The sequence below is a fragment of the Paenibacillus sp. p3-SID1389 genome (assembly GCF_025151705.1).
Lineage (GTDB): Bacteria > Bacillota > Bacilli > Paenibacillales > Paenibacillaceae > Fontibacillus > Fontibacillus phoenicis.
The window spans coordinates 1-26,191 of record NZ_JALXVO010000024.1 but is presented as its reverse complement, the minus strand read 5'-3'; the positions used below and the strand labels follow the sequence as shown (position 1 = coordinate 26,191).

Sequence of the window (26,191 nt, the reverse complement as noted above, 5' to 3'; positions counted from 1 at the left end):
TCATGTTGACCAAAAGCGATCTGACCACAAGCGAGCTGCTGCTCCTGAATTCAGAAATGAATAAGCGCGAAAAATCGCTGGGCCTGGCATATCTGATGCTGCTGGCCGGTCATTTGGGCGTGCATCGTTTCTACTTGAAGCGGATCGCCAGCGGGGTTATACAGCTGTGTTTATTCATCCTGGCGATTGGGCTTTACTTTGGGTTTGCCATTGCGTCGGCGATTGAAAGCGTGGATTCGCCCGATACGAGCTACTCCCTGTTTTTGCTTATCCCCGTCATATTGTTTGGGTTGGCGCTGACCGTATGGGTCATTGTCGATGCTTGCTTGCTGCCTGGCATGGTCCGGAATTGGAACGCAAAGCTGGAGCAGTCGCTGATCGAACAAATCGCTGCCCTTCGCTCGCCGGCAGGCTTTACGAAGCCCGGCGCGGATGGGTTAGGGGAGGGCAGCCGCCCGCTTGACATCTAGGAAGCGGCGTTTCATCCATTTCATGAAAAGGCGCCCTTGCGGCGTCTTTTTTTGAGGTGGAAAGTTCCTAATTGGAAGTTGGAGGTCTGGGCGAATGTGATCTAGCCAAAACATGACCTCCATGATATAATAAAAAGTCGTCTATCCCTGAAATAATAATTAGTGGATAAGCGGCTTTTTATAAGATCTTGTGATCGAATGAAGAGAGGTGATATCCCTTGTTGGACCGACTACAATCCTTGGCTGACCGTTACGAGAAGTTAAGTGAGCTGCTTTGCGATCCAGACGTGGCGAACGACTCGAAACGACTGCGGGATTACTCCAAAGAACAATCGGATTTACAGCCGGCTTATGAGGCGTACACCGAATATAAGAATGTAATCGGAGAGCTGGAAGCGGCCAAAGCGATGCAGGCCGAGAAGCTGGATGATGAAATGCGCGAAATGGTGAAGATGGAAATCGAGGAACTGACCGCGCGCCAGCAGGCTTTGGAAGAAAAAATTCGCATTTTGTTGCTGCCGAAGGACCCGAATGACGATAAAAACGTAATCGTGGAAATTCGCGGCGCGGCCGGAGGAGACGAAGCGGCTCTGTTTGCTGCCGACTTGTACCGGATGTACACACGGTATGCCGATTCTCAAGGCTGGCGCGTCGAAGTGATGGATATGAACGAAAGCGACCTGGGCGGATTCAAAGAGGTTATCTTTATGATTAACGGCAAGGGCGCTTACAGCAAGCTGAAATACGAGAGCGGCGCGCATCGCGTGCAGCGCATTCCGGCGACGGAATCCGGCGGACGGATTCATACATCGACCTCGACGGTTGCGGTGTTGCCGGAGGTTGAGGAAGTGGATATCGAGATTTTGGATAAGGATATCCGTGTTGATACGTTCTGCTCGAGCGGCGCGGGCGGCCAATCGGTTAACACGACCAAATCCGCCGTGCGGGTTACCCACATCCCGACCGGTATCGTGGCCACTTGCCAAGACGGCAAATCGCAGAACTCCAACAAAGAGAAGGCACTACAGGTACTGCGTGCCCGGATCTATGATATGAAGCGTCAGGAAGAGGAAGCGAAATACGCCGGCGAACGGAAAAGCAAGGTGGGTACTGGGGACCGCAGCGAACGGATCCGGACTTACAACTTCCCGCAAAGCCGGGTAACCGACCACCGGATCGGCCTGACCCTGCATAAGCTGGATCAGGTGATGAACGGCGAGCTGGAAGAGATCGTATCGGCGTTGACGATTGCTGAGCAAGCTGAACTGATGGAAAAAGGAGAATAACGTGTTGCACAATGAAGGATACCGGATGTCCGGTGCAATGACGATATGGGAAGCCCGTAAAGAGGCTTCTTCTTTTTTAGCGGCGGCGGGCGTGCGGGAGCCCGGGTCGAATGCGGAGCTGCTGCTCCGCCATGTGCTGGGCCTGACGGGCGCGGCGTATTTGGCCGCGCTGCGTGACCCGTTCCCGGCGGACAAGCGGGACGCCTGGGAAGCGGTGATCCGCCGCAAAGCGGCGGGTGAGCCAGCGCAGTATATTATCGGGGAGCAGGAGTTCTACGGATTGACCTTCCGGGTCAATCCGGCGGTACTGATCCCCCGCCCAGAAACGGAGCTGCTGGTGGAGCGCATCGCGTTGGAAGGCGATGCGCTGTGGCCCGGCGGCGCGCCGTACGCCGCCGACATCGGCACGGGCAGCGGCGCGATTGCCGCAGCCCTGGCCCACCTGCGCCCAGCATGGCGCGTCGCGGCGAGTGATATCTCGCCGGACGCCCTGACGGTGGCGCAGGACAATGTCCGGCGGCTCGGCCTCGCGGTGACGTTCAAGCAGGGGGACCTGCTTGAACCTTTTGCCGGCGAGCCGCTGGACATCGTGGTGTCGAATCCGCCGTATATACCGGCGGAGGACATCCCGCACCTGCAGCCAGAGGTGCGGGACTATGAGCCGCGCGGCGCGCTGGATGGCGGTCCGGACGGGCTCGCGCCCTACCGGACCATGATGGCGCAGCTCGCGCTGCTGCCGCGGCCGCCTCGCCTCATCGGCTTCGAGCTCGGCCAAGGCCAAGCGGCCGACGTCGCGGCCCTGCTCCGCGCCGCCGGCCATTGGGACGAGATCGTGACCGTCCCCGATCTCGCCGGCATCGACCGCCACGTGCTGGGGATCGCACGAGGGTAATCCTCTTTGCCGCAACGTTGCGACGTGATGGCGGCCGCACCCGGGCGTTACCCTATTCCGCTGATTCTATGAAAATGGGTGAATCACCTCAACCAAAAGCCGCTGATTTTGGAAGGATAGTTTCATAGAATGTGGTATCTCAAGCCGAAAGGAGGGAGATATCACATGGCGTTTATTTTGACGTTTCCGTACGCGCAAGCTGCCGGCGTCGGCCAAGGGTATTTCGTGGCCGCCGACCCGCTGGGCCCAACCGGGATCGTAACGGTTCAGGCTACAGTGGGTAACGTCGAACTCCGGATTACCCGGTATAACGCACCCGACTTTATCCAGACTGTAACGCAAGGCAGCACATTTTCCGTTCAGCTGAGTAACATTCAAACGATCGGTATTTATGCGCTGACGGCAGTGACGGGGACGATCACCTTGATCACTCCCGTATAACCTGCTCCCCCCTCCATTCCCTTTCTTATCCCGACCCCACTTGGGCGCCGGCGCACGCGTCGGCGCTCATTTTTTTGCGACATGTCTATCCGCCGCCCTCTTTTTAAGGATTATCCCGTTGCATCAGATCGTTGGGGACGTGAAACAATAGAGGCTGCGAGGAAAAAAAGGTTCGCTTCCTCTTTCTGAACGAGAGGGATAATCGTGCAGAGAGGCGTAAGGAAGAGTCCTCCTTTCTGAAGAAAAGGGATAATGGTACAAAGCGAGGCGAGGAAAATCTCTCCTATCTGAACGAAAGGGATAATCATGCAAAAAGGTGCCAGAAGTGTACATAGGGGTACAATATAAGAGCCAGATTGGTGCTGGAGCCGGTTTAACCTGTGCGCCAGCGTGTGCGTCGAGCTTTTGTGGCAAATGTGTCTATCTGCGCTTTCTTTTTAAGGATTATCCCGTTGCATCAGATCGTTGGGGAACGCGTAACAATAATGACGACGAGGAAAACAACGCGTAACAATGGACGAAGAAAAAAATGTTTGGACTCCTCATTTCTGAGCGAAAGGGATAATTGGGCTAAGAGGAGCGAGAAAGAATCCTCCTTTCTGAACGAAAGGGATAATGATACAAAGAGGAGGCGAGAAGGTGCAAAAGGGCAGGAGGAGACGTGAGAAATGCCGCCGCGGGGCAAAGTAAGTCTAAAAAGGTAACCTTTTGACGCTGTGACCCGTTATTTGGGTCGAAGGGCTCATTTGTAGTTGGGCCGGGTTTCTTTTAAAGTAAAGGTACGGGGTTTCTAGATCAAGAAAAGAGGATGTTCATGCTGAGCAAACTGAAAAAAATCGATTACTCCATCGTCGTGATCCTGCTGCTGCTCATGGCCATCAGCATCGCGGTGTTGTACAGCGCTACGTCAAACACCCAATATCATGGTTATCACCTTCGCATGCTTGTTTACTATGCGCTGGGGTTTGTTGCCTTTTTTGGAGTTTCGATTCTCGACTATCGGCTGCTTGTCAAATATGCGCCTTACTTGTACCTGTTTGGCTTCGGGCTGTTGATCGTCGTGATGTTCATTGGCAATACCTACTATAACGCAACTGGTTGGTTGACGATTCCGGTCATTAATCAGAGCTTTCAGCCGGCGGAGTTTTTTAAGCTGCTGCTGGTTCTTTTTCTTGGGTTTATGCTGCTGCGCAAGCGCAAACTTCGGTTAGCTTTCTGGCGGGACGTTGTGCCGATCTGCTTGCTGACCTTTATCCCGTTTGTTGCGGTAATGGCTCAAAATGACTTAGGAAATGCGCTCAGCTATGTCGTGATTTTGGCGGGCATGTTATGGATTGGGAATATTAAATATTGGCATGCGCTGATCGCGCTTGCGATCTTCGCCGGTTCGGTGATCGGAGGCATCACGGCGTACAAAGCGTATCATGATCAGGTGTATAACTTCTTTGTAGATATCGGCCGGGAGCACTGGATCAACCGGATCGATCCGTGGCTTATGCCGGAGAAAGCGTCCGAAGACGCCTCCTACCACACTCGGAACGCCAAGCTGGCGATTGCCTCCGGGGGCATGACCGGGGAAGGGTACATGAAAGGGGAGACGGTGCAGTCGGAACGGGTACCGCTCACCTACTCGGACTCGATCTTTGTGGTGATCGCTGAGGAGTTTGGTTTTATCGGGAGCTCGGCGTTGCTGCTGTTGTATTTTGTACTGATTCACCGGCTCATTCTGATCTCGCTTGAGACCCGCGAAACCAGCGGGCCGTACTTAATCGTGGGGATTGTGGCGATGCTGTTGTATCAGATTTTTGAAAATATCGGCATGTTCATTGGTCTCATGCCCTTGACAGGGATTACTTTGCCCTTCATCAGCTATGGCGGTACCTCGCTGCTGATTAATATGGCGAGCATCGGCGTGGCGATGAGCATCCGGATCTACGGGCAAGAGAAGGAAGAAGAGAAGCCCCCTGTGGCTTCGTCGGCACCTACGTCGCGTTATGCCTTGCTCAGATCTAAACGCCAGTCGGAAAATCGGGGATAACATTTTTACTAGATTCCTAGGTTTAGAAGTCTCTTAACCGGACATACTGATAGACATCAGCGGCTGAAATACCGGTTTGGTTAGGAGCAAGGAATCATGGGTAGACGTTCATTTTCCCGTAAGAAAATCGCACTTATCTTTTTTTCGATTGTTATGTTGATGATGTCCTGGGAAGGACAAATGGTTGATACAGCCGCGGCGGCGGGGTCGCAAGCGGTGATTTCTCAGATTCCGCAGGAATCGATTCGGCTGCGCATTCTTGCAAATTCGGATGGAGCTGCGGATCAACTCGTCAAACGTCGTGTTCGCGATGCTGTCGTTGAGCAAATGAACGGCTGGGTTGCACAGCTGGAGAATCCGCAGAGTCTGGAGGAAGCGCGCCAGGTGATCCGCGAGCATCTGCCGGCTATCGAGGAGCAAGTTGGTCAAACGCTTAAGCAATATGGCAAAAACTACGACTATCAAGTTGAGCTGGGCACCGTGCCGTTTCCGACCAAAATGTACGGCGGTGCCGTTTATCCAGCGGGCGACTACGAAGCGCTGCGCGTGACGCTGGGCGAGGGGAAAGGGAAAAACTGGTGGTGTGTGTTGTTTCCGCCGCTTTGCTTCATCGACGCCGGGAGCGGGGACGCGTTGGCTAAGGACGCGGGGGCGGTAACCACTGCAACAACAAAGGCCTCGGCTGCCGGGGCTGCGGGAGATGCCGTTCAGGTTGAACCGGAGGAGACGGAAGTGCGTTTCTTCCTGTGGGATATGCTGGTGAAGCTCTGGAACTGGATTGCCAGTCTATTTGCTTAATGATTTATATATTGAGAACTGTTTAACCGTTCGGGGATGCCGGGCGGTTTTTTTTGCGGCTATGCGCATGGCTGGGTTCGGGTATAATAGTAGAATATATTATTGAACAGTTTGGGATGAACGAGAATGAGCCGACAGGAATCTATGAAACCAAATCAAGCGGAACACAGCGGGGATCTTCCTGCTTTAAAAGAAGTGGCCTCCAAAACGACACGTTGGTGGCATGTCCAGCCTGGAACTGGAGCTGGGGCTGGAGTGCCGGATGATGTGGATGCGGAGGAAGCGGCGGCGCTGAAAGAAGCCGCCGCTGTACTAGCCTCCGGCGGGACGGTGGCGTTCCCGACGGAGACGGTGTATGGGCTTGGCGCGGATGCGCGGAATACGGCGGCGGTGGAGGCGATTTTTGCCGCTAAGGGCCGCCCGTCCGATAATCCGCTCATCGTGCACATCGCCGACGTGAGCCAGCTGGACGGACTCGTCACGGAAGTGAACGAGACGGCACGGCGGCTCATGGAGGCGTTTTGGCCCGGGCCGCTCACGCTGGTGCTGCCCGTGGCCGAAGGCGCCGTCTCACCGCGCGTGACGGCGGGGTTGTCCACCGTGGGCGTGCGCATGCCCGCCCACGACGTGGCGCTGCGGCTGATCGCCGCAGCGGGGTGCCCGGTGGCGGCGCCTAGCGCCAACCGGTCGGGCCGCCCGAGCCCCACGCTGGCGAGCCACGTGGGCGAGGACTTGTCCGGCCGCATTGACGGCATCGTCGACGGCGGGCCCACCGGGGTGGGCCTGGAGTCGACGGTCGTAGAAGCCGGCCGGGACGGGGTTGTCACCGTGCTCCGCCCTGGCGGGATCACGGTGGAACAGCTCGCCCGCGTGGCTGGCGCGGGCGTGCGGCTGGACGCCGCCCTGCTGCCGAAGGCGAAGGCGGGCGGCGAAGCGGCCCCTGGTCCGGCGGCTGCGCCTCGCGCGCCGGGCATGAAGTACACGCACTATGCGCCGCAGGGCGTGTTGCATATTGTGCGCGGGTCCGCCGACCGGGTGGCGGACCGCATCCGGGCCGAGCTCGCGGCGGCCACGGCGCGCGGGGAGAAGACGGGCGTGCTCGCCTTCGACGAGCGCCTCCCGTCCTACCGCGCCGACTGCGCGCTCTCGCTCGGCCGCGAGGATGAGCTGGAGACGGCGGCGCACCGTCTCTACGCTGCGCTCCGCCGCTTCGACGAATGCGGCGTCACCTATATCCTCGCCGAAGCCTGCCCCGAGGAAGGGCTCGGCTCGGCGGTGATGAACCGGCTGCTGAAAGCCGCCGGTCACCGGGTGATTGACGCCGGCGGAGATTCGGAAGAGGGCAGGGGGTGAGGTCATGATCCGCATCGGCCTGGCCGGCTGGGGCGATCATGACGATTTATACCCTGCCCGAACGCCGGCCAAAGACAAGCTCGCTTGGTACGCGAAGTATTTTAACGTGGTAGAGGTGGACAGTTCGTTTTACGCCGTACTGGGGGAAGAGGTCTATCGCCGCTGGTTGGCGGAGACGCCGTCCGATTTCACGTTTATCATCAAAGCGTACCAAGGGATGACCGGACATAGCCGGGGGAAATCGCCGTTTGGCGGTCCGTGGGACATGTTCCAGGCGTATCTGGATTCGATTCGCCCGGTGGTGGAGGCGGGCCGGCTCAAGGCCGTGATGTTCCAATTCCCGCCCTGGTTCGACTGCACGGCGGAGCATGTCCGGCAGCTGCGCGCGATCCGCAAATGGATGGGGAACCTGCCGCTAGCGCTGGAGTTTCGCCATCAAAGCTGGTTCACGCCCGCTAACCGAGAGCGCACGTTGGAGTTCATGCGCCAGGAGGGCTGGATCCATATCGTTTGCGATGAGCCCCAGATCGGGCAAGGTTCGGTTCCTACGGTGCTGGAACCCACCGACCCCGACTTAACGATCGTCCGCATGCATGGCCGGAATGCCGCAGGTTGGAGTCAAGCCAGCGCACCCAATTGGCGGGAGATTCGTACGTTGTACCGCTATTCGCTGGAGGAGTTGCAGGACTGGGTTGGAATGCTGGACCAGTTGTTCAGCCAAGGGACGAAGGAGATTTGTATGATCTTCAACAACAATTCCGGCGGAGATGCAGCGGCAAACGCTCTGGAGATGATGGGCCTGCTGGGCCAATCGCCGCGCGAGCTTCCGCCGCGTCAGATCGATTTGTTCGGCGGTTGGGAAGATTAGTGGAATGAACGCTTCACCTGCTGAACTAAAGGGCGAGCTTAAGTACGATTCGTACCGTAGAGGCTCGTTCGGCGCTTTTGGCAGTGATTAGCGGTAAAAACTGGCGTTATTTTTAGAGGTAAGGCCTTGTTTTGCGCAAATAGCGGTAAATCGTGGTGTTATTTTTGCGGATATCGGGAGAACGGCCGACTAGAGGGCGAATTAGCGACACAAAATACCGTTAATTGTCCGATCTCCCCCAAATGTTGAGAAAATAACGCCATCTTTTACCGTTAATTCCACGTTGGTGGGGGATCCGCGCCCCTCGATTCCCCCTTCTCACCCAAAGCCCCACGTGCCCCTTAAGTCATGAACCGGGACCTGTCCGCATATGGTTGTACAAAAGACGGAACAAAGGGGACTAACGGTTATGACAGAGGCTTATGAGCGGCTGGGAGAGCTGGTGACGATCCTGCTGATGGCGATTGCGCTGGGGATGGATGCTTTATCGCTGGGCGTCGGCATCGGGATGAAGGGAGTCCGGCGGAAAGATGCGTTCCGTATCGGGACGATGGTGGCTCTCTTTCACGTGCTAATGCCTCTGTTGGGGATCGCGGCGGGACAGTATGTCGGCGCGCTGCTCGGAAGCTTGGCACGATACGTGGCAGGCGGGCTTCTATTTCTGCTGGGGACGCATATGATCGTCAGCTCGGTCAAAGGCAGCGGTGTACAGTCGATCAACCACCGGACCTGGTTAGGTGCGTTGCTGTTTTCACTGAGCGTCAGCATCGATTCGTTTTCCGTTGGCGTGTCGCTGGGCATGTTCCAAGGGGACTGGCTCCTGACGGTGCTGGCCTTTGGATTTTTTGGCGGCTTGATGTCCTTGGTTGGGCTGGCGATGGGACGAGGGATGAGGCGTTCGCTGGGCGATTACGGGGAGGCGGCCGGCGGCGCGATCTTGCTCGCGTTTGGACTATTGTTTATCTTTTGAAACCGAGGCCTTTCGTGATAAAATAAGGTCCAAACGCGGGTAAGCCTTCCCGCTGAATATGGAGGTGAAAGGGCATGCGCATCTTGTTTGTGTGTACCGGAAATACCTGCCGCAGCCCGATGGCCGAAGGTATGCTGCGCAAGCTGGCGCGGGACCGGGGGCTGGACGTGGAAGTCCGCTCGGCTGGCGTAGCCGCCATGAAAGGGGCCTCCATTTCCCGTCATGCGGAAGCCGTGCTGCGGGACCGGGGGATTAAGGATACTTTTGAATCTACCCCTCTCTATGCCGAACTGGCGGAGTGGGCCGATCTGATTCTGACGCTGACGCAAGGGCATAAGCGCCAGGTGATTCATTCATTTCCGGAGACAGCCGATAAAATATTTACATTAAAAGAATACGTTGAAGAAGACGCCTCCATATTAGCTACCTTGGAGGAGTTCCGGCGCCTCGCGGCGGACCGGGAGCTGGCGCGGGCGCTGGGGAACGAGTGGCCTGCGGAGCAGCAGCGGCGGCTGGATGAACTGCATCTTCGGCTGCCCGCTTTCGATATTTCCGATCCGTTTGGCGGTTCGCGAGCGGACTATGACCGAACGGCGGCGGAGATCAGCGCAGCGCTGGAGAAGCTGATCGCCAAGCTGGAGCGCGGCGAGGGGCATTAAACCAGTTGCATTTGCTTCGCGGATGCTTTATTCTAATAGCAGAAGTTTTAGCTCCGATGTAACTGGCGACAAGAGTGGATCAAACCACGATGGAGCATCGGAGAATACGGCCGGTCGCCTGGGCAAAGAGCACGACGCACGTAAGTTGCGTTATGCTCTTTTTTTGTTGGTTGGTTTTGAGTGAAGCGGACGGACATCCGTTTGCGGTGCGCCTTTCTCTGATATAATAAGGACAGTCTTTGTGACATGTTTTATGGTTTACGGAGAAAGGAGCTGGCATCACATGGAACGTGAAAAGCTCGGAACCCTGCGGACACAGGTAGCAACGATTGCGGAGGAAGTGGCCGCTGCAGCTCATCTGGGTCCGGGGAAGCTGCTGGTCATCGGGGCCAGCACCAGTGAAGTGGCGGGCAAACGAATCGGCACAAGCGGAGCTGAGGACATCGCGGCCGAGCTGTGGGCCGGGATCGAACAGGTTCGGGCCAAATACGGCTTTGACGTCGCGTTTCAATGCTGCGAGCATTTAAACCGTGCGCTGGTGGTCGAACGGGCGGTGCTGGAGCGGCTTTCCTTGACGGAGGTGGCTGCGGTTCCCGTGCCGAAGGCGGGCGGATCGATGGCCGCTGCAGCCTATCGGCGTTTGTCGGCCCCGTGCTTGGCAGAAACGCTGGAAGCCCACGCCGGGATCGATATCGGCGAAACGCTGATCGGCATGCATTTGCGGCGGGTGGCTGTGCCGTTTCGTCCTTCACTGCGCCAGGTTGGGCAAGCGCGCGTTACGGCAGCGACGACCCGTCCGAAGCTGATCGGCGGGGAACGGGCGGTTTATACGCTGCCGCCGGATTCGGATTCCACGCTTTGCGATGAAGAATAGGCTTTGATTCTAAGGAGGATAACGGAAGATGGAAAATTTGAGAAAGCAAGATCCGGCTGTGCTGGAGGCCATGAATCTGGAGCTGAAGCGTCAGCGCAACAACATTGAGCTGATCGCTTCCGAGAACATCGTCAGCGAGGCGGTCATGGAAGCGATGGGATCCGTACTCACGAACAAATACGCCGAAGGATACCCGGGCAAACGGTATTATGGCGGCTGCGAACGTGTGGACATTGTGGAAAATATCGCCCGCGACCGCGCAAAAGAACTGTTTGGCGCTGAGCACGCCAACGTTCAACCGCATTCCGGTGCGCAAGCGAACCTTGCGGTTTACCTGGCTGCCCTCAAAACCGGTGACACCGTGTTGGGGATGAACCTGGCGCATGGCGGCCACTTGACCCACGGCAGCCCGGTTAACGCTTCCGGCTTGTACTATAATTTCGTGGCTTACGGTGTACAAGAAGATACGTTCCTGATCGATTACGATGAAGTGCGCAAAGCAGCGTTTAAACATCGTCCGCGTCTGATCGTTGCCGGGGCGAGCGCTTATCCGCGCATTATCGATTTCGAGAAGCTGGCTTCGATCGCAAGCGACGTAGGTGCGCTGTTCATGGTCGACATGGCGCATATCGCTGGTCTTGTGGCTGCAGGCTTGCATCCGAACCCGGTGCCGCATGCTCATTTTGTGACGACAACGACCCACAAAACCCTGCGCGGACCGCGCGGCGGGATGATTCTGTGCAAGCAGCCTTGGGCAGCCGCGATCGACAAAGCGGTATTCCCGGGGACGCAAGGCGGCCCGCTGATGCACGTGATTGCTTCCAAAGCAGTAGCATTGGGCGAAGCGCTTCAGCCTTCTTTTAAAACCTATGCCGAAAACGTCGTGAAAAACGCTAAGGTCCTGGCGGAAACGCTGATGGCCGAAGGCCTGAACATCGTGTCCGGCGGCACGGATAACCACCTGATGCTGGTGGATACGCGCAACCTGAACATCACGGGGAAAGACGCTGAGCATGTGCTGGATTCGATTGGGATCACGGTGAACAAAAACGCGATTCCGTTTGACCCGACCAGCCCATTCATCACCAGCGGTATCCGTATCGGTACGCCGGCTGCCACTTCCCGCGGCATGGATGAGGAAGCGATGAAGGAAATCGGGCAGATCATCGCTGCTGTGCTGAAATCGCCGAAGGACGAAGCAGTGCTGGATAAAGCACGCAAACAGGTGTCGGAATTAACGGATCGGTACCCGCTGTATCCGAACTTGCAGTATTAATTTGATCAACGACAACGGCAGGCCTTTAGGCCTCATAACAAAGCCGGGAGCGTCTGCTCCCGGCTTATTGGCGTTTCACTTCTGGTACGTGGGGAATCTTCCGGCTGGAATGGCAGCTTGGAAGGGTGAGAATTTTTTCCAAATTGTCAAGAATGCCTGAGAGGAGAAGTGGGGCTTTTGGGCGTCAGACGGCTTATTTATGGGGGTGAGTGACGTTTTTATGACGGCTTTCTGACAAGTTGGCTTGAGGGTGAAAATGCCATCTTGGAGTGATATAATAGACAAGATTTGTGGAGCGTTCGAAGAATGGGAACGAACAAGCAAGTAAAGACTTAGCATTAAAACCGGAGGGACGAACGAAATATGAGAAAATTGGTGGTATGTGATCACCCTTTGATTCAACACAAACTGACTTTTATCCGCGACATGCGCACGAACACAAAGGATTTTCGTGAACTGGTAGATGAGGTGGCGACGTTGATGGCTTATGAAATTACGCGGGACATTCCGCTCGAGTCGATCAAAGTGCAGACGCCGGTCGCTGAGGCCGAGTCGAAGGTCATCTCTGGGCGGATGCTGGGGCTGATTCCGATTCTCCGCGCCGGGCTGGGTATGCTTGACGGAGTGTTGAAGCTGCTTCCTGCGGCAAAGGTGGGACATGTCGGCCTGTTCCGTGACCCGGATACGCTGCAGCCGGTTGAGTATTACATCAAGCTTCCTACCGATGTTCAGGAACGCGAGCTGATCGTCATCGACCCGATGCTGGCCACCGGGGGATCCGCTATTGCAGCGATCACCGCGTTGAAGAATCGCGGCTGCACGCAGATCAAAATGATGAACCTGATCGCCGCGCCGGAAGGGGTTAAGGCGGTGCATGATGAGCATCCGGACGTAGACATTTATGTAGCGGCTTTGGACAGCCATCTGAACGAACACGGCTATATCATTCCGGGCTTGGGCGATGCCGGTGACCGGTTGTACGGCACGAAGTAAGTCAAACGTCTGAATAGGAACTCCAACGTCTTAGGAGATGGTTGGGGCGAAGGCGTAGGGCATAGGGCCGGTTTAACGGCAAATTGTACCGTTAATTTTCTATTATTTGCGCAATGAAGAGAAATAACAGTAAATCCTACCTCTAATTTGGCCGATCTCAGCGAAAATGCGGGATTGCGCCGAAATTAACGGTAGCTTTTACAGCTAATCGAGGCACTTATGCCGGATATCCCAAAATTAACGGTAGCTTTTACAGTTAGTTGCTGCGAGACAGGCAGACGACAACAACTTATTTTGATTACCTCTATATGGAAGGAATTGAGTAGGGTGGGCAAGATTAAAGTAATGACGATCTTCGGCGTCAGACCCGAAGCGATTAAGATGGCGCCGCTGATTCTGGAATTGCAGAAGCATCCCGAACAAATCGAATCGGTGGTGTGTGTGACGGCGCAGCACCGCGAAATGCTTGATCAGGTGCTGGACGTCTTTAAGATCGTTCCGGATTACGATCTGGACGTGATGAAGCCAAACCAGACGCTAAACGAAATTACGATTCGTGTATTGCAAGGATTGGAAGGCGTCCTTAAGGAAGCCAAACCCGACATTGTGCTTGTACACGGCGATACTTTAACGACTTTCTTGGCAAGTTACGCCGCTTTCCTGCAGCAAATTAAGGTGGGGCATGTCGAGGCCGGGTTGCGGACGTGGAACAAGCTTTCCCCTTATCCGGAAGAGATGAATCGTCAGCTGACCGGCGTTTTGGCCGATCTTCATTTTGCTCCGACGGAATGGTCGGCTGGAAATTTACGTAAGGAAAATAAACCGGAGTCAGCTATATATGTCACAGGCAACACGGTGACGGATGTGTTTCAATATACAGTACAGCCGAATTACACAAATTCTGTGCTGGACTGGGCCGCTGGAAAGCGGCTTATTCTCATGACGGCGCACCGCCGCGAGTCGCAAGGCGAACCGCATCTGAATATTTTCCGCGCCGTAAGAAGAATTGCCGATGAGTTTGAGGATGTAGCCATCGTGTATCCGGTTCACCCCAGCCCTGCGGTAAGGGAACCGGCCTATGCAACGTTGGGCGATCATCCCCGTATTAAACTTATTGATCCATTAGATGTGGTGGATTTGCACAACTTCTACCCTCATACGCATTTGATACTTACGGATTCGGGCGGTTTGCAGGAAGAAGCACCTTCCTTTGGTGTTCCGGTGCTGGTGCTTCGCGATACGACGGAGCGTCCCGAAGGGATCGAAGCGGGGACGCTGGAGTTGGTCGGCACAAATGAGGAGATGGTTTATGAACGGACAAAGGCGTTGCTTAGCGATCAGAAGCTATACGAATCAATGAGCCGGGCAGCGAATCCGTATGGTGATGGACAAGCATCTCAAAGAATTGTCAATGCGATTTGTCACCATTTTGGATTTTTGAAGGATCGTCCGGAGGAATTTCACAGAAAGTTCACAAACTAGCGAAAATTTGTTTTGATCGCGAGCCCAAAAAAGTATACAGTATTACTGTACGCTGTATGCGTTTTATTCAGGATTGCAAGGGCAAATTTAGCATTTCATGGCTTTAAATCACTAAAAAACCTCAATTGACAATAACTCTTCACAATTAGTAAAATAAATTGGGATTATTAGGGTGATTTGAGATGAAAGACCCGATTAAACCTGATAAAAACAACAACAGCGTATGGAAGGCTGTCGCTGTGGTAACCGCTTTAGGAACGAACTTTGCCGTGTGCGCTGTGGGAGGTTACTTCCTTGGCGCCTGGTTGGATAAGCTGTGGTTCAAGAATGGACTGGGCATCGGCCTTGGGGTTCTGATCGGCATTGCAGCGGGAATTATCGGCATTGTCGCTCTGATTAAGTCGGTTGTGGGAGGAAATGATGGATGAGCTCTCGAAATACAACCGCGCTCTGACAGCCGGAACCCTAGGTTTCTTGGCCCTGTGTTTTCTGGGAGGCGCTTTATTGCCGGAGTATCAAAGCATTATGCTTGGCATCGCGCTCGGCTCAGCAGTAAGCTGGATTAACGCGGTTTACTTAGGCCGCAAGGTCCGGCAGGTACTGGATGCCGCGGTTAACGGCGGTTCGAAGCGGTTGAACATGGGATTTCTGACCCGTGCAGCACTGGCGGTTCTAGCGGTATTTGCCGCGATGAAATATCCGCAGCATCTAAACGTGTATGCGGTTGCCGGCAGTCTGGTTTTTGCGCAATTTTTTCTTCTTTTTATAGGTATTCGTTTTTCTCGTAAGCCTTAAAGCTTGGTAGCATTTCAACTTGGAATGGGGGTGAGAAAACATGCATGAAGCTCCGGTCATAGAGTTGGGCGGTCTGCATTTGGACTTGTCCATCATCTTGATGCTGGTGGTGACCTGCACCATCGTGTTCGTCATCGCGCGTCTAGCGACTCGGAATCTATCCGTAGAGAATCCCGGCAAGCTGCAGAATTTCATGGAGTGGGCGGCTGAGTTCGTTCAGAACTTGATCTCCAGCACCATGGATCTGAAGAAGGGAAGACCTTTTCTCTCTCTGGCCATGACGATGATTATGTTTATCTTTGTCGCCAACATGCTAGGGCTTCTGTTTGGGGTCGTAACGGAGTATGATGATCCGGCGAAAGCTAAAATTTTCGGTCAGGAAATCACTTCGGTTACGAAGGTGCTTGCGGAAGAGCATGAGAAGCATCCGGGTGAGGAAGCTCACGCCGAGGTGGCATGGTGGAAATCACCTACGGCTGACCTCAGCGTAACGATGGGTCTGGCTTTGCTCGTATTCGTATTGTCCCACGGTTTGGGGATGGTAAGAAACACGAGAAATTATTTTAAACATTACGTTCAGCCCTATCCTTTCTTTCTGCCAATTAACTTGATTGAGCAGCTCTCGAAGCTGTTAACGCATGGCGTTCGTCTTTACGCGAATATCTTCGCGGGCGAGGTACTGATCTCCACCATTATGACTTTGGCCAAAGCGAGCGTGGTTGGTGCAATCTTCTCCGTTCCGCTGTTGATGGTTTGGGATGGATTCAGTATTTTCGTTGGTGCTATCCAGGCTTTCGTCTTTGTCATCTTGATGATGGTTTATATCTCGCAAAACCTGGAAAGTCACGAAGAGCATTAACCGGCAATGTTTGAAGCCCACTATAGCTAGTCTAAGTTTCAAGTTACGGATTGGAGAAAGACTTCAACCTGACTGAACTATAAAATTTGATTTTACTTAAGGAGGATATACAAAATGGGAGCAATGGCATTATTAGCAGCAGCTATCGTAGCAGGTTTGGGCGCATTCGGCGCAGCGCTGGGTAACGGTATGGTTATCAGCAAAACAGTTGAAGGGATCGCTCGTCAACCTGAAGCGAAGTCCACTCTGCAAACAACGATGTTTATCGGCGTAGGTTTGATCGAGGTACTTCCGATCATCGGCGTGGTCCTGGCATTTATGTTCTTTGGTCAGGCTTAATAAGATCTTTAGAAAAGAATTGGCGGGGAAGGCCACAGACGTCCTCGCCTTCTTTTTAGCCCAGGGCGGGCGATACGCGATATGCGGATAGGCTTCGGAAAGGAGTGACTTGAGTTTGGAATTCGTATGGGAAAACACCGTCCTCGCATTGATTGCGATCGGGATTTTATACTTCTTGTTGAACAAATACGCATTTGGTCCGCTGTTTTCCGTGATGGAGAAGCGTCGTGAACTCGTTCAGCAGCAGCTGAGTGAAGCGGCGCAAACACGTGAACAGGCAAATGCTTATGTGGAGGAGCAAAAAGCTGCCCTTCAGCAAGCGCGCAAAGAGGCGTATGAAATTATTGAACAATCCAAGCAAACGAGCAGCAAGCAAGCCGCTCAAATGCTTGAGGAAGCCAAGAACGAGGCGGCCCGCTTGAAAGAAGAAGCGGTACGCGACATTCAGAACGAGAAGAACCGCGCGGTGGAACAACTTCGCAGCGAAGTGGGCGCAGTGTCGGTGAAGATCGCATCCAAGCTGATCGAGAAGGAAGTCAGCGAAGAAGGCGTTCAAGGCGAACTGGTTGACAAGTACCTTAAAGAGGTCGGTGGCCGCTCATGAGCCGCGAGACCGTAGCCGCAAAACGGTATGCCAAAGCATTGTATGAGATCGCTGCGGCGGAAAGCCGGACGCTGGAGGTTGAAGAAGAACTGAAGGCGCTGGCGGCAGCTTTTCGGGCAGGGGATGACATTGAGCATTTTCTTGCCTCGCCGAAGATTACGGAATCGGCCAAATGGGAAGCGATCTCCAATGCGATTGAAGGCAAACTGTCCAAACCTGTAGTTTCGACGGTGAAGCTTCTGGTAGAACGCGGAAGAATCGGGCTCCTGCCGGAGCTGGTAGACGCTTACGTGAGCATTTCCAGTGAAGCGCTTGGACTTGCCAACGCGTTGGTGACGACGACTTATCCGCTCAGCGAAGAGGAGAAGCAGCAGGTTGCTGCGGAGTTCGGCGCCCTCTTAAATAAGAAGATTCGCGTCGAGAACGTGATTGACAAATCGTTGCTTGGCGGGATGAAAGTACGAATTGGCGACACGTTGTACGATGGAAGCTTGGCCGGGAAATTGGAACGGCTCGAAAAGTCTTTTCGAAGACAAGCACTGTAGATAGGGGTGAAACACTTGAGTATCAGACCTGAAGAGATCAGTACACTGATTAAAAGTCAGATCGAACAATATAAATCGGAAATCGAAGTAGCTGAAGTCGGCACCGTTATTCAAGTTGGTGACGGTATCGCCCGTGTTCACGGGCTTGAGAACGCTATGGCGAACGAGCTGCTCGAGTTTGAAAATGGCATTTTTGGTCTTGCTCTTAACCTGGAAGAGAGCAATGTGGGTGTCGTAATCCTCGGCCCTTACAGCGAAATCCGCGAAGGCGATCAAGTGAAACGGACCGGCCAAATCATGCAGGTTCCTGTAGGCGAAGCTTTGCTGGGTCGCGTTGTGAACCCGCTGGGTCAACCGATCGACGGTAAAGGACCTATTGAAACGACGGAATTCCGTCCAGTAGAAAATAACGCTCCGGGCGTTATCGACCGGAAATCGGTTCATGAACCGATGCAAACCGGGATTAAAGCAATCGACTCGATGGTTCCGATCGGCCGCGGCCAACGGGAGCTCATCATCGGTGACCGTCAAACCGGTAAAACGGCGATTGCCATCGATACGATCATCAACCAAAAAGGCAACGGCGTGAAATGTATTTACGTAGCGATCGGTCAGAAGCAATCGACCGTTGTTAGCGTTGTTGAAACGCTTCGTCGCCATGGTGCACTCGATTATACGATCGTGGTATCGGCTTCCGCTTCGGAACCGGCACCGCTTCTCTACATTGCTCCTTATGCCGGCGTAGCTATGGCGGAGTACTTTATGTACAAAGGCGAGCATGTGCTGATTATCTATGACGACTTGTCGAAACAAGCAGCAGCTTACCGCGAACTTTCCTTGCTGCTCCGTCGTCCTCCGGGCCGCGAAGCGTATCCGGGTGACGTCTTCTACTTGCACTCCCGTCTGCTGGAACGTGCAGCCAAACTGAGCGACGAGCTTGGCGGCGGATCGATCACGGCGCTTCCGTTTATCGAAACGCAAGCTTCCGACGTATCGGCGTACATTCCAACGAACGTCATTTCCATTACCGACGGTCAGATCTTCCTGGAGTCCGACCTGTTCTACTCCGGTCAACGTCCAGCGGTTAACGTGGGTATCTCCGTATCCCGGGTCGGCGGCTCCGCGCAAATCAAGGCAATGAAGAAGGTTGCCGGTACCCTGCGTCTGGACCTCGCCCAATACCGCGAGCTTCAAGCGTTCTCCCAGTTCGGTTCCGATCTGGACAAATCGACGCAAGCCCGGTTGACCCGCGGTTCGCGCATGATGGAAATCCTGAAGCAAGGCGTCAACCAACCGTTGGCTGTTGAGTTGCAAGTAGTCAGCTTGTATACCGCAGTCAAAGGTTATCTGGATGATATTCCATTGGCGGACGTTCGCCGCTTCGAAGCGGAATTCCTGTCCTTTATCCAAAATCAGCATGACGACGTTCTGCAGTCGATCCGCGACACCAAGGATCTGACGCCAGAGAACGAAACGAAGCTGAAAGAAGTTATTGAGCAATTCAAACGCGGTTTCGCGACTACGGCATAAGAATGTTCTTGCGGCAAACCGGCCTTGGCTAAGCGCAATGCCGGTTTACGCCTTTGTGTAAAAATACTTTGGCTCTGCCAAAGTTAAGCTCATGCTTACGAAGTTAGTTTTGGCTTCGCCAAAACTTTAAGGTGGTGAAATCATGGCAAAAGGGATGCGCGAAATCAAGCGTCAGATTAAAAGCGTTCAGAACACCCGGCAAATCACCAAAGCGATGGAAATGGTAGCCTCGGCGAAGCTGCGGAAAGCGCAGGAGAGAGCGCAAGCTGCTCGGCCTTACTCGGAGAAGCTGAAAGAGGTGGTATCCAGCATCGCGGCTGCCTCTCAGGGCGTCAGCCACCCGATGCTCGTGTCGCGTCCGGTTAAACGGACCGCTTATATCGTGATCACGTCTGACGGCGGATTGGTTGGCGGATATAACGCGAATATTTTGCGGAAAGTAACGGATTTGATCCGTTCTCGCCATGCCTCGACTTCGGAATACGAACTATTCGTTATCGGCCGCAAAGGCAGAGACTATTTCAAACGCCGCAATTATCCGGTTGTCCATGAAGTGACTGAGCTTTCGGACTCTCCGAGATTTGCGGATATTAAGTCGTTGACCTATGCAGCGGTGCAAGGCTTCGAAACCGAACGATTCGACGAAATTTACATTTGCTATAACCGGTTCATCAATGCGATTACCCAACTGCCAACCGTGGAGCGCCTTCTCCCCTTTGATTCGGTGGAGAGCGAGGCGCCGGTCAGCAGCTATGAGTATGAACCTTCGCCGGAAGGCGTATTAGAAGTGCTTCTTCCGAAATATGCCGAAACGTTGATCTTTGGTGCGCTTCTTGACGGTAAAGCCAGTGAGCTTGGTGCGAAAATGACTGCGATGGGCAGCGCGACCAAAAACGCGACGAAGATGATTAATGAACTTACCCTGACGTACAACCGCGCTCGTCAAGCGGCGATTACGCAAGAAATTACGGAGATCGTGGCCGGAGCTAACGCACAAGGCTGATCGTTCCGGGCAGCAATTTTAGGAGGGAAACGAAGATGAACAAAGGACGCGTTGTCAGCGTAATGGGTCCGGTTGTTGACATCGAATTTGAGCGCGGTCAACTCCCGGAAATCTATAACGCAATTAAAATTGAGAAGCAAGACGGCCAGTCTGCTTTGGTTCTGGAAGCTTCCAATCATCTGGGCGATAACCTCGTTCGTTGTATCGCAATGGCCTCGACAGACGGCCTTGTGCGCGGTACGGAAGCAATCGACTTAGGAGCGCCGATTTCGGTTCCAGTCGGTTCGGCGACATTGAGCCGCGTATTTAACGTGCTGGGTGAGCCGATTGATAACAAAGGCGAAGCCAACAGCGAATTGAGATACCCGATCCACCGCGAACCGCCGAAGTTCGAAGATCTGTCGACGCAAGCGGAAATGCTGGAAACCGGGATCAAGGTTATCGACCTGCTGGCGCCGTATGCCAAAGGCGGTAAAATCGGCTTGTTCGGTGGTGCCGGCGTAGGTAAAACCGTTACAATTCAGGAATTGATCCATAACATCGCGCAAGAACACGGCGGGATCTCCGTATTTGCCGGCGTAGGGGAACGTACCCGTGAAGGGAACGACCTTTACATGGAAATGACGGAATCCGGCGTTATCGAGAAAACGGCGATGGTCTTCGGACAAATGAACGAACCGCCAGGTGCACGTTTGCGCGTTGCCTTGACGGGTCTGACGATGGCGGAATACTTCCGCGACCAAGAAGGCCGCGACGTATTGCTCTTCATCGACAACATCTTCCGGTTTACGCAAGCGGGTTCTGAGGTTTCCGCGTTGCTCGGACGGATGCCTTCCGCAGTAGGTTACCAGCCGACGCTGGCAACTGAAATGGGTCAATTGCAAGAACGGATCACTTCGACGAAGAAAGGTTCCGTTACCTCGATTCAAGCGATCTACGTCCCTGCGGACGACTATACGGACCCGGCTCCGGCTACGACGTTTGCTCACTTGGACGCAACGACGAACTTGGAGCGGAAAATTTCCGAGAAAGGGATCTTCCCGGCCGTGGACCCGCTGGCTTCCAGCTCGCGGATTCTGACGCCGGAGATCGTGGGCGAAGAGCACTATGCCGTAGCCCAAGGCGTAAAACAAATCTTGGCTCGTTATAAAGAACTGCAGGATATTATCGCGATCCTTGGTATGGATGAATTGTCCGACGACGATAAAACACTCGTTGCCCGTGCTCGGAAAATCGAACGCTTCCTGTCGCAGCCATTCCACGTGGCTGAGCAGTTTACGGGGATTAAAGGGAAGTATGTGCCGATCGCCGAGACGGTCCGCAGCTTCAAAGAAATTTTGGAAGGCAAGCATGACGACCTTCCGGAAGCGGCGTTCCTGTTCGTAGGAACGATTGAAGAAGCTGTCGAAAAGGCCAAAACGCTGTAATTCGAAGCCGAATCCGGATGCTTCAGAAATGAACTGTCCCACGAACAGGAGGGATAAAACTTGAGCACCTTTTTATTGGAAATTGTTACGCCGGAGCATGTGGTGTTCTCGAAAGAGGTTGACAGCTTAACGGTCCGCGGCGTTGAAGGGGAGTTTGGCGTTTTGCGGGGCCATATCCCGCTCGTGACTCCGCTGCAAGTTGCTCCGGTGGTTGCGAAAACCGGCAAGGAAGAGACGTATATCGCCGTACACGGCGGATTCATCGAAGTACAGGGCGATAAGGTGATCGTGCTTGCCGAAAGTGCAGAGCTGCCGGAAGAGATCGACCTGGAGCGGGCCATCGCGGCACGTGAGCGTGCGGAACGCCGATTGGCGAATCGCAGCAACCAGGACCGTATCGATCATCGCCGCGCAGAGCTGGCGCTGCAACGGGCGGTGACCCGGATTAACGTGGTCAGCAGCCGCAAACAGCAATAGACTGCAAAATAACGGGCACCTCTTGAGGTGCCTGTTTTTTCTTTCAGAATGACGTCAGAATGATATTTTGGTAATAGATGCCGTTGGAAGCCTTTGCATTACAAAGAAAAGCTGGATTATTACGGCGATGCCAAGTATGATATATAAGGTCTATATTTTTACAGGATAGTAACCGATATATAAATACGTCCCTGTGCAACTTGGATTGATGTGTCAGCGTCAAAGGGGAAGATTAACCGTTTAGGTACTTGCTGCATAAATATAAACGTGATGGAGGATTTATTATGAATCCCGTCGACCAGGTAGCGGCTTCGGTTGGTGTAAACGGCTTGACAGCGATCCTCGTCTCCTTGGCCTGTGTGGTGCTGTCATGGTGGGCGCTGCAGAACTTGAAGCTGGATTTATTGATCCGGCACCCTAAGAGCCCGCAGGGCAAGCTGCTGCACCTGCTGTTGGCGATCGTATTAGGCCGTTTCGTAGCCGCTTTTATTATGGATTATTGGCAATATACCCAAATGCTGAAGTATATGTTTTGAGCATTAAACTGAGTGTTTGTGGGGTTCGTCTACAGACAGATCAGGAAGGAAATTGTCGAATAACATCATTTCATTGTGTCAACAATGGTGAATAAGGACTACAACTCGAGAGCATGTCCATAATCGGGGCAAGAAGCGATTTCTGTGCCAAAACACGCTTTTTCGACAAGATTGGAGCCTTGTGTGCCTTAAATGACCGGTGATATGATGAAATTTAGGGAATGAACCAGGTAAATCTTTTTCCAAATCGGGAAAAAAAGTGAAAATGAACGCGCGGAGGGAACCATGATGAGCAAATTTATCGTCCGCGGTGGCAATGTTTTGGCCGGGAACGTAAAAGTCAGCGGTGCTAAAAATTCAGTGCTACCGATCATTGCAGCGTCTTTACTGGGTGAAGAAGGAGTCAGCGTCATTCGCGATGCGCCCCCTCTTGACGATGTAATGACCATTAATAAAGTGTTAGAGTCGCTAGGAGCAGCCGTTACCTATGACCGAGAGGTCATTACTGTTGATGCGCGGCAAATCGCTTCTTGCGAGGCGCCTTATGAATGGGTGCGAAAGATGCGGGCGTCTTTTCTTGTCATGGGTCCGTTGTTAACAAGAATGGGATTCACCCGGATTTCCCTCCCGGGTGGCTGCGCGATCGGGACCAGACCGATTGACCAGCATCTGAAGGGCTTCGAAGCGATGGGTGCAGAGATCACCCTCGGCCACGGGTTTATCGAAGCCAAGACGAACGGCCGCCTCCGCGGAGCCAAGATTTATTTGGACGTTGCCAGCGTAGGTGCAACGGAGAACATTATGATGGCGGCAACCTTGGCGGAAGGCACGACCATTATTGAAAATGCGGCCAAAGAGCCGGAAATCGTTGATTTGGCGAACTACTTGAACAGTATGGGAGCCGTTGTCCGCGGAGCGGGAACGGGCATGATTCGGATTGAAGGCGTCGAACGGTTGCGTGGATGCGAGCATACGGTGATCCCGGACCGGATCGAGGCGGGTACGTTTATGGTCGCTGCGGCCATTACCGGTGGGAACGTCTTTGTTGAAGGTGCGATTGCCGATCACTTGGGACCGGTCATTTCCAAGCTTGAGGAAATGGGCGTTACCGTGGAAGTACAGGAGAACGGAGTACGTGTGATTGCAGACAAACCGCTGAAAGCGGTGGATGTTAAAACGTTGCCGTATCCGGGCTTCCCAACCGATATGCAAGCGCAAATGATGGCGCTGCTGCTTGTATCTGAAGGAGCTAGTGTCATTACCGAGACGGTATTTGAAAACCGCTTTATGCACGTGGATCAGTTCCGTTTAATGAATGCCGACATTAAGGTGGAAGGACGCAGCGCGATTATCTCCGGGAGCAATAAGCTCAGCGGAGCTAAGGTTTGCGCCACCGACCTTCGTGCCGGAGCGGCACTGATCTTGGCAGGACTGGCAGCGGACGGGACGACAGAAGTCAGCGGTACGCATCATATTGACCGGGGATATGTGGATTTGGCCGAGAAGCTGTCCGGCCTGGGCGCGGACATTTGGCGCATTTCGGTCGAAGAGACCGCTCCGGAAACCGAGAAAGTATCGGCTGCTGCCAAAGAGGAAATCCCGGTATTGAAAATTCAGCCCTCTTGGGCTTAAGGTGAAGTTCATAGATGTAAGATAAACCATGCCGTCGGCATGGTTTTTTCTTTAGCTGAAATGCTCCAGCACCACTTTGCCAATCGTTCTTCCGGTCTCGATGAGCGCATGGGCTTTGCGGAGATTGGCGGCGTTGATGGGGGATAGCTTTTCCGCAGCTGTCGTGCGGATCACCCCTTGATCGATCAAATCAGCTAGAGCGTTCAGCAGATGGTGCTGCTCAATCATATCCTCTGTATGGAACATCGGGCGGGTGAACATCAGCTCATACACGAAGGAGACGCTTTTCTGCTGCAACAGGGTGATGCCGCCCCCATGTTCTTCCAGTGTTTTTCTGCGGTATTCAAGCAAAAGATATAGTCAACATGTTCATACCCCAGCGCTTGGAGTTGGGGAACAAAAGGTTCAAAGTGATTGATGACCTCATCGGCACCAAGCTCCTTCACCCATTTCACCGATTCAGGACGGGAAGCCGTGCCGATCACCGTAAGTCCGGCATGCTTGGCCAGTTGTGTGGCGATAGAGCCTACACCTCCAGCAGCGCCTATGATCAGAATGGTTTTTCCGGCATTCTGGTTGGCGTCTTTGGAGATGCCTAAGCGATCATACAATACTTCCCATGCGGTAATTGCGGTTAATGGGAGAGCGGCTGCCTCGGCGAAATCCAGGGAAGCAGGTTTGCGGCCAACGATCCGTTCGTCAACCAGGTGGAATTCGCTGTTCCCTCCAGGACGGGTGATGCTGCCGGCATAATACACGGCGTCCCCCGGCTTAAACAAGGTCACGTCCGGCCCCACTTCTTCAACGATGCCTGCAACGTCCCAACCGATTACTCGGGGGGAAGACTCCACTTTACTTTTGGGCTTTCGCACCTTCGTGTCGACGGGATTGACGGAGATCGCGTGAACCTTGACCAGCAAATCTCTACCGGTTGGAACAGGTCGGTCGATCTCGAGATCCAACAAGCTCTCCGGGTGATCGATGGGCAAATAGTTATAGAATCCAACGGCTTTCATGGTTTGATTCGCCATAGTATACCTCCTCCTTTTCTATTGTTAATGTAAATGTAATGCACTAAAATGGGAAGTACGCACATTAATGTTATGTAGTACACGTTTGTATACTATTGTGGAGGGATGCAGCAATGCGCAATCGCAAGAGCGGTTATGGCTTTTGTCCCAACGATGAAGCCTGCCCGGTAGAGTTTACGCTGGATGTGATTGGCGGCAAATGGAAAGGGGTCTTGTTATATCATTTGATGAACGGGCCGATTCGATTCAACGAATTTCGCAGAATTTGCCCCGGGATTACCCAACGGATGTTGACGCTGCAGCTTCGCGAACTGGAGGAGGATGGCGTCGTTCATCGCGAGGTATATCACCAGGTCCCTCCGAAGGTGGAGTATTCCTTAACGGAATTTGGCAAAACCTTAATTCCGATCATTATCCAAATGAAGGAATGGGGCGAAACCTATAAGAAGACGGCTCCGTTTCTGAACAAGATGGAAGACCAAGGTTGATCGTTTCTATAAAATCTAGAAGCTTTTGCAAGGGACCCGAGAAATCGGGTCTTTTTACTGTTCTAGCAATCCCTCAAAACTCATATCTATAAGTATAGCGGGCAAACGATATAAGGGCAGAAAGCTAGGTTACTAGCTCGTTAGGAAGGCAGCATGATGAGGGCGGGGGGAATCCATCGATGCAGGAACGATCTCAAGCAGTCAAAGTCAATGTGGCACCTCGTCGAGAGGTCAAGCAAAGCCAAAAAGAAAGCAGCCATCTTCCCATAAGTCATCAGGCCGTGAGCCAGCCTTTAAGGGATGACGGGGCGAATGCGACGAAGAAGCCGGCGCCCGTATCTATGATGAAGGTTCAACCGAAATTGGAACAAGCGACGGAGTTAAGTGAAGAACGTGGAAAAGGAGGAGTCGAGCAACACGGGCGTGCGGGGATTGCTAGTGCGGTCCATGAAGGCACGGCCAGGGTGAAGCTTACGGCAGGGCCCGGGGCGCCGCCGGCGGCACCGCTGCTGCAAGTGGTGCCGC

Annotated in this window: 28 protein-coding genes, 1 pseudogene and 1 riboswitch; of the genes and pseudogenes, 28 read left to right on the top strand and 1 reads right to left on the bottom strand. The window is 53.7% G+C overall.

Features of this window, described 5'->3' with window-relative positions; all coding sequences use genetic code 11:
* Window positions 1–2: 2 nt before the first annotated feature.
* The 26 genes from M3G15_RS11825 to murA all read left to right on the top strand — a co-directional run bounded on the left by M3G15_RS11825 (window position 3) and on the right by murA (window position 24,147).
* A complete protein-coding gene (locus M3G15_RS11825) occupies window positions 3–470 on the top strand; it encodes a TM2 domain-containing protein (RefSeq protein WP_260071023.1) in 468 nt (155 codons plus the stop codon).
* A 218-nt stretch (window positions 471–688) separates the two neighbouring features.
* On the top strand, window positions 689–1,756 hold the full coding sequence (gene prfA / locus M3G15_RS11820) for a peptide chain release factor 1 (protein WP_009223721.1): 1,068 nt from the start codon (window positions 689–691) through the stop codon (window positions 1,754–1,756).
* Window positions 1,757–1,781: 25 nt separating this feature from the next.
* Complete coding sequence (gene prmC / locus M3G15_RS11815; RefSeq protein WP_260071047.1) at window positions 1,782–2,648, top strand: peptide chain release factor N(5)-glutamine methyltransferase; 867 nt, start codon at window positions 1,782–1,784, stop codon at window positions 2,646–2,648.
* A gap of 165 nt (window positions 2,649–2,813) precedes the next feature.
* Window positions 2,814–3,089, top strand: a complete 276-nt coding sequence (locus M3G15_RS11810) for a hypothetical protein (protein WP_260071022.1) — start codon at window positions 2,814–2,816, stop codon at window positions 3,087–3,089.
* Between the two features lie 814 nt (window positions 3,090–3,903).
* Window positions 3,904–5,127 (top strand): FtsW/RodA/SpoVE family cell cycle protein, encoded by a 1,224-nt coding sequence (locus tag M3G15_RS11805; protein ID WP_260071021.1) that lies wholly within the window; start codon window positions 3,904–3,906, stop codon window positions 5,125–5,127.
* Window positions 5,128–5,223: 96 nt separating this feature from the next.
* Window positions 5,224–5,925: a stage II sporulation protein R gene (gene spoIIR / locus M3G15_RS11800; RefSeq protein ID WP_260071020.1), complete on the top strand. Its 702-nt coding sequence runs from the start codon at window positions 5,224–5,226 to the stop codon at window positions 5,923–5,925.
* A gap of 144 nt (window positions 5,926–6,069) precedes the next feature.
* A complete protein-coding gene (locus tag M3G15_RS11795) occupies window positions 6,070–7,278 on the top strand; it encodes an L-threonylcarbamoyladenylate synthase (protein WP_397376617.1) in 1,209 nt (402 codons plus the stop codon).
* Window positions 7,279–7,282: 4 nt separating this feature from the next.
* Window positions 7,283–8,146: a DUF72 domain-containing protein gene (locus M3G15_RS11790; RefSeq protein WP_260071018.1), complete on the top strand. Its 864-nt coding sequence runs from the start codon at window positions 7,283–7,285 to the stop codon at window positions 8,144–8,146.
* A 409-nt stretch (window positions 8,147–8,555) separates the two neighbouring features.
* On the top strand, window positions 8,556–9,116 hold the full coding sequence (locus M3G15_RS11785) for a manganese efflux pump MntP (protein WP_260071017.1): 561 nt from the start codon (window positions 8,556–8,558) through the stop codon (window positions 9,114–9,116).
* Between the two features lie 74 nt (window positions 9,117–9,190).
* On the top strand, window positions 9,191–9,775 hold the full coding sequence (locus M3G15_RS11780) for a low molecular weight protein arginine phosphatase (RefSeq protein WP_009223731.1): 585 nt from the start codon (window positions 9,191–9,193) through the stop codon (window positions 9,773–9,775).
* 48 nt (window positions 9,776–9,823) lie between these two features.
* Window positions 9,824–9,906: riboswitch (ZMP/ZTP riboswitch) on the top strand.
* Between the two features lie 152 nt (window positions 9,907–10,058).
* Window positions 10,059–10,649, top strand: a complete 591-nt coding sequence (locus tag M3G15_RS11775) for a TIGR01440 family protein (protein WP_009223732.1) — start codon at window positions 10,059–10,061, stop codon at window positions 10,647–10,649.
* A 28-nt stretch (window positions 10,650–10,677) separates the two neighbouring features.
* A complete protein-coding gene (glyA, locus tag M3G15_RS11770; protein ID WP_009223733.1) occupies window positions 10,678–11,925 on the top strand; it encodes a serine hydroxymethyltransferase in 1,248 nt (415 codons plus the stop codon).
* 363 nt (window positions 11,926–12,288) lie between these two features.
* Window positions 12,289–12,918, top strand: coding sequence for a uracil phosphoribosyltransferase (gene upp / locus M3G15_RS11765; protein ID WP_260071016.1), 630 nt, complete (start codon window positions 12,289–12,291; stop codon window positions 12,916–12,918).
* Window positions 12,919–13,245: 327 nt separating this feature from the next.
* Complete coding sequence (gene wecB, locus M3G15_RS11760; protein ID WP_311202277.1) at window positions 13,246–14,400, top strand: non-hydrolyzing UDP-N-acetylglucosamine 2-epimerase; 1,155 nt, start codon at window positions 13,246–13,248, stop codon at window positions 14,398–14,400.
* Between the two features lie 182 nt (window positions 14,401–14,582).
* Complete coding sequence (locus M3G15_RS11755) at window positions 14,583–14,828, top strand: AtpZ/AtpI family protein (RefSeq protein WP_260071015.1); 246 nt, start codon at window positions 14,583–14,585, stop codon at window positions 14,826–14,828.
* On the top strand, window positions 14,821–15,195 hold the full coding sequence (locus M3G15_RS11750) for an ATP synthase subunit I (RefSeq protein ID WP_260071014.1): 375 nt from the start codon (window positions 14,821–14,823) through the stop codon (window positions 15,193–15,195). Before M3G15_RS11755 ends, M3G15_RS11750 begins: the two co-directional genes overlap by 8 nt.
* A gap of 40 nt (window positions 15,196–15,235) precedes the next feature.
* A complete protein-coding gene (atpB, locus tag M3G15_RS11745; protein ID WP_260071013.1) occupies window positions 15,236–16,054 on the top strand; it encodes a F0F1 ATP synthase subunit A in 819 nt (272 codons plus the stop codon).
* A gap of 114 nt (window positions 16,055–16,168) precedes the next feature.
* Window positions 16,169–16,393, top strand: coding sequence for a F0F1 ATP synthase subunit C (gene atpE / locus M3G15_RS11740; protein ID WP_009223739.1), 225 nt, complete (start codon window positions 16,169–16,171; stop codon window positions 16,391–16,393).
* Between the two features lie 115 nt (window positions 16,394–16,508).
* Window positions 16,509–16,997 carry a F0F1 ATP synthase subunit B gene (gene atpF, locus M3G15_RS11735; protein WP_260071011.1) on the top strand — a complete coding sequence of 163 codons (489 nt, stop codon included), beginning with the start codon at window positions 16,509–16,511 and terminating at the stop codon, window positions 16,995–16,997.
* Entirely contained in the window at window positions 16,994–17,542 is a 549-nt protein-coding gene (locus tag M3G15_RS11730) for a F0F1 ATP synthase subunit delta (protein WP_260071010.1), read from the top strand. Before atpF ends, M3G15_RS11730 begins: the two co-directional genes overlap by 4 nt.
* Before the next feature lie 15 nt (window positions 17,543–17,557).
* Complete coding sequence (atpA, locus tag M3G15_RS11725; RefSeq protein WP_260071009.1) at window positions 17,558–19,072, top strand: F0F1 ATP synthase subunit alpha; 1,515 nt, start codon at window positions 17,558–17,560, stop codon at window positions 19,070–19,072.
* A 142-nt stretch (window positions 19,073–19,214) separates the two neighbouring features.
* A complete protein-coding gene (gene atpG / locus M3G15_RS11720) occupies window positions 19,215–20,075 on the top strand; it encodes an ATP synthase F1 subunit gamma (RefSeq protein WP_260071008.1) in 861 nt (286 codons plus the stop codon).
* Window positions 20,076–20,110: 35 nt separating this feature from the next.
* Entirely contained in the window at window positions 20,111–21,502 is a 1,392-nt protein-coding gene (atpD, locus tag M3G15_RS11715) for a F0F1 ATP synthase subunit beta (RefSeq protein ID WP_009223744.1), read from the top strand.
* A gap of 60 nt (window positions 21,503–21,562) precedes the next feature.
* The gene (locus M3G15_RS11710; RefSeq protein WP_009223745.1) at window positions 21,563–21,979 is read left to right on the top strand and encodes a F0F1 ATP synthase subunit epsilon; all 417 of its coding nucleotides are present in this window, start codon (window positions 21,563–21,565) and stop codon (window positions 21,977–21,979) included.
* A 284-nt stretch (window positions 21,980–22,263) separates the two neighbouring features.
* Window positions 22,264–22,515: a DUF1146 family protein gene (locus M3G15_RS11705; RefSeq protein ID WP_009223746.1), complete on the top strand. Its 252-nt coding sequence runs from the start codon at window positions 22,264–22,266 to the stop codon at window positions 22,513–22,515.
* A 288-nt stretch (window positions 22,516–22,803) separates the two neighbouring features.
* On the top strand, window positions 22,804–24,147 hold the full coding sequence (gene murA / locus M3G15_RS11700) for a UDP-N-acetylglucosamine 1-carboxyvinyltransferase (protein ID WP_036644207.1): 1,344 nt from the start codon (window positions 22,804–22,806) through the stop codon (window positions 24,145–24,147).
* 51 nt (window positions 24,148–24,198) lie between these two features.
* Here murA and M3G15_RS11695 read toward each other — a convergent pair.
* Window positions 24,199–25,178, bottom strand: a pseudogene (locus M3G15_RS11695) (zinc-binding alcohol dehydrogenase family protein).
* A gap of 113 nt (window positions 25,179–25,291) precedes the next feature.
* On the opposite strand from M3G15_RS11695, the gene M3G15_RS11690 reads away from it, so the two are divergent.
* On the top strand, window positions 25,292–25,666 hold the full coding sequence (locus M3G15_RS11690; RefSeq protein ID WP_028538167.1) for a winged helix-turn-helix transcriptional regulator: 375 nt from the start codon (window positions 25,292–25,294) through the stop codon (window positions 25,664–25,666).
* Between the two features lie 179 nt (window positions 25,667–25,845).
* Window positions 25,846–26,191 (top strand): hypothetical protein (locus tag M3G15_RS11685; protein WP_260071007.1); only part of this gene is annotated, 346 nt, incomplete at its 3' end.